This window comes from Moorena sp. SIO2C4 (assembly GCF_010672485.1).
GTDB classification, from domain to species: Bacteria; Cyanobacteriota; Cyanobacteriia; order Cyanobacteriales; family Coleofasciculaceae; genus Moorena; species Moorena producens.
This window is the reverse complement of record NZ_JAAHGN010000354.1, coordinates 1-6,812: the sequence shown is the minus strand read 5'-3', so window position 1 is coordinate 6,812 and position 6,812 is coordinate 1. Positions and strand designations below refer to the sequence as shown.

6 protein-coding genes are annotated in these 6,812 nt (G+C 44.0%); 2 read left to right on the top strand and 4 right to left on the bottom strand.

Annotation, left to right across the window (positions count from 1 at the left end; genetic code table 11):
- A partial coding sequence (locus tag F6K20_RS18650) for an aminoacetone oxidase family FAD-binding enzyme (RefSeq protein ID WP_287295603.1) occupies nucleotides 1-732 on the top strand: 732 nt, incomplete at its 5' end.
- Between the two features lie 271 nt (nucleotides 733-1,003).
- On the opposite strand, the gene F6K20_RS18645 is transcribed toward F6K20_RS18650, so the two are convergent.
- Complete coding sequence (locus F6K20_RS18645) at nucleotides 1,004-1,843, bottom strand: prephenate/arogenate dehydrogenase (protein WP_008177615.1); 840 nt, start codon at nucleotides 1,841-1,843, stop codon at nucleotides 1,004-1,006.
- Between the two features lie 58 nt (nucleotides 1,844-1,901).
- Between F6K20_RS18645 and F6K20_RS18640 the strand changes: the two genes are divergently transcribed.
- Complete coding sequence (locus F6K20_RS18640) at nucleotides 1,902-3,464, top strand: pentapeptide repeat-containing protein (protein ID WP_008177617.1); 1,563 nt, start codon at nucleotides 1,902-1,904, stop codon at nucleotides 3,462-3,464.
- Between the two features lie 399 nt (nucleotides 3,465-3,863).
- Here F6K20_RS18640 and F6K20_RS18635 read toward each other — a convergent pair whose 3' ends face one another.
- From F6K20_RS18635 to F6K20_RS18625, 3 genes are all read right to left on the bottom strand, one after another.
- A complete protein-coding gene (locus F6K20_RS18635; protein ID WP_008177620.1) occupies nucleotides 3,864-5,546 on the bottom strand; it encodes a trypsin-like peptidase domain-containing protein in 1,683 nt (560 codons plus the stop codon).
- Nucleotides 5,547-5,607: 61 nt separating this feature from the next.
- Nucleotides 5,608-6,519 (bottom strand): sialate O-acetylesterase, encoded by a 912-nt coding sequence (locus F6K20_RS18630; protein WP_008177623.1) that lies wholly within the window; start codon nucleotides 6,517-6,519, stop codon nucleotides 5,608-5,610.
- Between the two features lie 48 nt (nucleotides 6,520-6,567).
- On the bottom strand, nucleotides 6,568-6,812 hold a 245-nt coding region (locus F6K20_RS18625), incomplete at its 5' end, for a sialate O-acetylesterase (RefSeq protein ID WP_287295602.1).

Genomic DNA, 6,812 nt, shown 5'->3' with positions numbered 1-6,812 from the left:
GGTAGCAATCCCCTAGGCTACCGTTGGGCAAAAGCCTTAGGTCATACCATCGAAACCCCGGTTCCTTCTCTATTCACCTTTAATATCCCAGACTCTCGTTTACAGGATTTAGCTGGGGTGAGTGTTAAACAGGTCTGCCTCAAATTACCCGATGCTGGTAAAACTTTGAAGGAACAAACGGGACCATTGCTAATTACCCACTGGGGTTTAAGTGGTCCAGCGGTACTCAAGCTTTCTGCTTGGGGGGCGAGAGTGTTGCACGAACACCATTATCAAATGCCGTTGTTGGTCAATTGGCTTCCTGATTACAACCCAGACCGATTGCGTAAATTACTCCTCGATGTTAAATCCCAGTTACCTCGACGCTTCATTACTACTAGTTGTCCTATTCCTATCCCAAAGCGCCTTTGGGTGAGCTTAGTGACTAGTGTGGGAGTGGGAGCACAAAACCGTTGGGCTGAGTTATCGAAAAAAACCGTACATCAGTTAGTTCAAGAACTGACTCAAGGACGCTATTTGATTCAAGGTAAAGGAGTTTTTAAGGAAGAGTTTGTTACTTGTGGTGGTGTTAGTCTCAAACAGGTTAATTTCAAGACTATGGAAAGCCGCCAATGTCCAGGTCTTTACTTTGCTGGGGAAATTCTCGATATTGATGGAATTACCGGGGGATTTAATTTTCAGAGTGCTTGGACAACGGGTTGGTTGGGAGGTCAAGGGATTGGAAATAGTTAGGAACGAAAAGTTTGTACAACAGTTAATTGATTTGCGGTATCACTAAATTTAGAGAGCATACGCAAACCACCACTAATGTTTTGTAATGTGAGAGCTAACCTTAATCAGCGTTCTTCCAAATTCTGAACTTCTGTATTTCTATGTTATTATTACCACGGATAAATATAACATAGCAGTCAAAATATCTCCATTCCTTCTCCCAGAACTCAACCACTGAGGTTATTGTTGGTGCGATCGCTTTTTAATTACCTCAATAACAAACTAAACAAACTCAGGAAACAAATTTTTTCCGCGCTACGTGAGTAGTTTCAAAGATTGTTTCCAGACTCGACCAATCTTCCTGTTCAATCACCTCAATTATCTGGTCAAGGCGATCGCGATACCCTACAAGCGTACGCATTATCGACTCCTGATTGTAACGAGCCATCATTACTCGCAGTTCTGGATTACCACCCCCCACACGGCTAGTATCACGAAAACCAGAACTAGCTAACTGTTGGGCTAACCTCAAAACCACTGGGTCAGTCTCCTGCATACAAGCATCAATCAAACTCCCACTCACCATCACCGGTAGATGAGAAATCCATGCTACCGCTTGGTCATGGTTTTCCGGGCTTGTGATGTAAACCAATGACTTAAGCGATCGCACAATCTCCTCCACCTTCTCAAGTGCTGGTTGTGGTGTTGTCTCAATCGGGGTCAGTACATAAGGGTTTCCTACAAATAGATTCGACACCGCAGCTTCCACACCACTGTATTCCCTTCCTGACATCGGATGACCACCTACAAAATTTTCCCACAGGGGAGCTATTTCTCTAACCACTGGCATTTTGACCGAACCAATATCAGTGATTACGGTATCCTTGTAAAGATAGTTGACTAAATGCTTGACAGTAGAGGCGATCGCGGCTATTGGGGTGCAAATAAACACAACCTCTGCTGTGGCTAGGATACTTAAGTCAATACTCGCATCATCAACAATGCCGTGATCAAGTGCGAATCGACAGGTTTTTGGTTGACGAGAGACTCCCAAGACCTGATGACCTTGTGCTCTCAAGTCCAATCCCAGGGACCCACCCATCAATCCCAGTCCTACAATACCAATTTTCATTATCTCTCACCCAGATTGAGCCTATGCCATGATAAATATTAATTTTTGTTAGATTGTAATGAATGTCAGGGAAATTATCCAACAATATGCAGCAGGGGTAAGAGATTTTACAGCTGCGGATCTTACGGAACTGAACCTAAGCGGCGCTACTCTTAGTGGTGCCGACTTGAGTGAAGCTAACCTGAGTATAACTAACTTAAGTGGTGCTAACTTGAGCGGCACAAACCTCCGCCGAGCCAACTTAAACATTGCTAGACTCAGTGGTGCCAATCTCTATAAAGCCAAGTTAACACAAGCAAAGCTCAATGTCGCAAATTTGATTCGGGCTGATTTAAGAGGTGCCCAACTGATTCAGGCATCACTGATTCGTGCTGAGATGGTTCGTGGTTCCCTAAGTGGAGCAAATCTAACTGGGGCAAACCTCTCTGGTGCTGATTTACGAGAAGCCACCCTCAGACAAGCCAATCTCAGCCGCGCTACCTTCAATGAAGCCAATCTAGGGGGGGCAACCCTTAGTCAAGCCAATTTGAAGGGAGCGCACTTAAACGGAACAAATCTGCACAAAGCCGATTTCAGTGGTAGCAATCTCAAAGGGGTTGAAATCAGACAAGGAAATCTCACCTGTGCCAATTTTAGGGGAGCTGATCTCAGTGGGGCAAATCTACGCTGGGCTGATTTAAGTGGAGCAAACCTCAGTTGGGCTGATCTGAGCAACGCTAAATTAAGTGGAGCTACCTTAGTTGGGGCTGATTTGAGCAATGCCAATTTAGTTAATACCAGTTTAGTACACGCTGATCTTAGTAAGGCCAGGCTGATTAAAGCCAATTGGATTGGAGCGGATTTGACTGGTGCTACCCTGACTGGGGCAAAACTATATGCTGTTTCCCGGTTTGGTCTCAAAACCGAAGGACTGATCTGTGAATGGGTTGACTTAAGTCCCGATGGTGATCAAAGTCAAATTATCCATCTGTCTTCCGAAGCTGCCAAAACCTTTTTCAACGAGACCCTCCCAACAGTAAAGATTATCGTTGATACACCATTAGACCTCAAAGGGAATTTGGCTTTAGCCTCGATTTATAATCAGATAGCCAATGTTTCTGAAGTCCTCAATCAACCGCCCAGCATTGAGGTGGGTGTCCGCAGAACAACCATTACCTTTACGAGCAACAACGCTGACTTATTCATTATCGCTTACTTGGCCATTGTCCCCTTCAAAGATGGAGGTCAAACTCATCGCAATATTGTGACCCTATTAAATAGCCTACCCTCACGATCAATATACACTTTAAGTAATCAAAACAAACAGCAAATCAATAAATTAATTACAAATATTTGCCAAGCTATTGAGCAGATTAAACCAATTAAAACCGTTAAGTTAGCACCAGAAATTAAATCATCGGCTAACTTTTTTATTGCTCCGACTCAGACAATTATTACTAACTCTAGAGACTACTCATTAAGTATTTATTCTAATCAAGATTTTGGGAAGTATCTGATGAATCAATCAAGCTGGAGCGAGCAATCTGAAGACACTACAACACCATCAAGACCAGTATCAACCCTGCCTCCAGTGAGCCAAATTGTTGAATTTATTAAAGCCTGGGATTATTTGACCGGTTAATGGTGTAGACAACACCTAAATCTATTATAGCAATTTTTTATAGCAATTATCAGCAACGTTTGAGCGACATTGCTTATCCTTTTAAGGCAATAGGCAATAGGCAATAGGCAATAGTCAAGAGGGTTTTAAGGGAATCAGCGTCAAAAAAGACTCTACTTCATAAGTGCGATCAACCCTATCAATTAACAGAACCCAATTTTAACCAGATATCTAGCAATCCGTGTAGGAATTGTGATAATTTTTGTTCCCTACTCCCTACTCCCTACTCCCTGCTCCCTGTTCCCAGATCCGCTGTTCCCTTTGCTATCAATTACTGCTTTAGGAGTGCGTTCGCGTTCGCCTTTGGCGTGGCCTACGGCCAAGCGTCGGCTTTGCCGAATCGCTTATCTTGAACTCAGGTTAATTAGATATTTGCTTGCTCCAAATTCTAATCTGCTGATCCCAACCACCACTAACTAGGGTTTGACCATCCTGGCTCAAAGCAACAGCAACAACATAGCCCGAATGACCATTTAAGGTGCTTTTCAACTGAGCGCTCCTCATATCCCACAACTTAATGGTCTTATCCCAACTACCGCTAATCAGGGTGCTTCCATCTCTAGTCATCGTTACTGACCACACCCCATCTGTGTGACCCGTCAAGGTCCTAGTCAATTTACCAGTGTTAAGATTCCACAAGCGAATCGTGCCGTCTCCTCCACCACTGGCTAAAGTCTTCCCATCCAGACTAATCGCTACAGACGACACCGATCGAGAATGTCCCTTGAAGATACGCACTAACTTACCTGTAGCTAGATTCCACAGCCGAATAGTTGTATCTTGAGAACCACTGACTAAGGTTTTGCCATCAGGAGAGATTTCAACAGAATTCACCGAACCTAAATGTCCGGTAAGGGTATGCAACAGTTTACCCTTAGGCAGCTGCCAAATCTTAATAGTGTTGTCCCAGCTACCACTAACTAAGGTTTTGCTATCGCCACTGAAGGCTAAAGTCGCCACTGTATCTTGATGTCCAGTCAGGGTACTTAAAGGTTTACCCGTGTTAAGATTCCAGGTCTTGATCATACGGTCATCACCGCCACTGACTAAAGTTTGACCATCCGGACTAATCGCCACAGCATTCACTGCACCACCGTGACCTCGCCAGGTACGAATTAATTGACCAGTGGACAGATTCCACAGGGAGATAGTGCCATCACTATGACCACTAGCGGCCATCAATTTTTGTACTGATTTTTGTATTGATCTCCCTTGAGCAACGGTGCCAATCGCCACAGAACTCACTGAGCCAGTCCCTACTTTGAGAGTATTCGTCAACTTGTAGAAAACTGTTCCGGTCTTGGCAGACGCAGCTGTAGGAGAAACACCGACTTGAGGAGTCTTTACAGGAGTTGGCAGTTTCAGCTGAGAGCGCCAGGTTAAATAGGTGTCAATGCTAATCCCAGATGCCACAATTGTGTCAGAATCGCCCACTAATCTGACCATACCATTAATGCCAATTACCCGCCCCTGATCGTCTAATACTGGTCCACCACTCATCCCAATTCTCACCAAATTGGTATAACTCAGAGCATATCCCCTAGGAAGTTTAGAACTAGCATCCGTGAGCAGTCCTTCGCTATTAATAAACCGCCGTTGTTGAGAAGCACCTCCAGAACGGGGCCATCCAGCCACATAAACCCTTTGACCTGCACTGATTTGCTGGGAATTCCCTAACCTAGCCACTGGGTAGTTAGAGGTGCTAGTGAAAGGTAAGATCGCTAAATCTACCCCTGGCATCCGTCTGATGTAGCGGGAGTCTACAGGATAACGATTGCCATCAGGGGTTTGAATCCTGTAGATGCCAGCTTTTTGTAGCACATGAGCACTGGTCAGGATATAATATATATTTGCTTGGCGTTCAACAATTATCCCACTCCCTCCCTGTTTTGGGCCATCAATCCGGACAGTAATCTGTTGCGCAATATTTTTAGCAGCTGGTGTTGATATCACCACTGTGGGAATTGCGGCAATGATGGCGATGCTCCCAATTAAAAACCCTGGAACTAAAAACCCTGGAACTGTTTTAGATAAGATGTTCATCAAGCTTGACCGGAATCAATGGCTACGTCTCCTCTAGTTTTCCCTGTCTTGATATACCCTTTTATCTTTGAACAAGTTTCCAAAATGCTTTAGCAAATCGTTTTCCAACAATCAAATAACTTTCCGTTGTTAAGTGGACATAGTCTTGCAAAGCCAAGTCATCTGTAGTAATCATCCTCGTAGCTGGTAACTGGACTGTTTCCTGTTGCGCTTTCACGGTTTCCCAGTTCGGGAGCTTTTCTGGATCAGTAGTGGTGCCAATTTGAGCAAAAACTACTGGTAACTCAGGTTTCCCTAAGTCTTGACGGAAATCTTTTACCAAGGTAACAAATTTATCAGCCCACTGATTGGGGAAAAACGTTATCTCATCGTCTTGAGAAGGCTTTTGAGCATCTTTTTCCCCTTGAAAGAAAAGTATACCGGTGATTTCTCCCATCACAGAAGCAGCACCTACTCGCTTTAAGCAAGAGCCATAAAGGGTATCCTCACTCAGGCTTCTTTGCCACTGTTGAATGGCAGTGCCAGACTTGGCACAAGGAATCAAACCGATGATTAGCTCAGGATTGTATTTCAATAATTCAGTAGCAAACGCCATCCCCGGACCTACCCCAGCTGACTTATCTTCCGAGACTTTATCAACTTGTCCACTTGGTGAATCAATCGGTTCTTTGCCTAGATGCCAGCGGTAATCGTTTCCAAAGACAAAAACGTTGGGGTGAGTAACGGAACTAGCAGGTGTTAGCTTACCTGTTCCGGACATATTCGACTGTCCTGCCAAAATAAACAGGGACATCTTGCCTTGAAAATCTGGTGGAATCACATTGATTTCCCGAGACTCAGATTTCCGCTTAACTAAGAAGCGACTAATAATACCGTAGCGTCTGATCAACTTACCGACTGGATAATACTTCTGGAGAATAATACCAAGAAAAAGACCGATAGCTAGAACGAAAATAACTGTCCAGGTTTCCATTAATTAATTGATGCCATAATCCTCGAATAGTAAATTCAAAACATGATGTCACTGATCAGTAAGTTTCCAAAACGCTTTAGCAAATCTTTTTCCAAGAATCAAATAACTTTCCGTTGTCAAGTGGACATGGTCTTGCAAAGCCAAGTCATCTGTGGTAATCATCCCAGTAGCTGGTAACTGGACTGTTTCCTGTTGCGCTTTCACGGTTTCCCAGTTCGGGAGCTTTTCTGGATCAGTAGTGGTGCCAATTTGAGCAAAAACTACTGGTAACTCAGGTTTCCCTAAGTCTTGAC